Below are 253 nucleotides of genomic sequence, written 5' to 3'. Positions count from 1 at the left end.
ACGTGGAATCAGCCAGTGCTGTGTATTGGCTAAAGAGGATTCAAATGATACCAAACGTTTGGTTGGTTATGTTGTTGTTGAAGGTAAGCTGGACAGGGCTGCTTTGCAGGAACAGTTGAAATTAAGTTTACCGGAGTATATGATTCCTATGATCTGGGTTGAGTTGGAAGAGATGCCACTGACCTCAAACGGAAAGCTGGATAGGAAAGCCTTGCCGGATCCTGATAGTTCAGATTTGTCTACGAAAGAATAT

At 43.1% G+C, this 253-nt stretch carries 1 protein-coding gene; it reads left to right on the top strand.

Features of this window, described 5'->3' with window-relative positions; all coding sequences use genetic code 11:
- Nucleotides 1–253 (top strand): AMP-binding enzyme (locus FLA105534_RS21845; RefSeq protein ID WP_173968198.1); only part of this gene is annotated, 253 nt, incomplete at both ends.

Source organism: Flavobacterium collinsii, assembly GCF_902804485.1.
Classification (GTDB): Bacteria; Bacteroidota; Bacteroidia; order Flavobacteriales; family Flavobacteriaceae; genus Flavobacterium; species Flavobacterium collinsii.
This window is presented reverse-complemented; position numbering and strand designations above follow the sequence as displayed.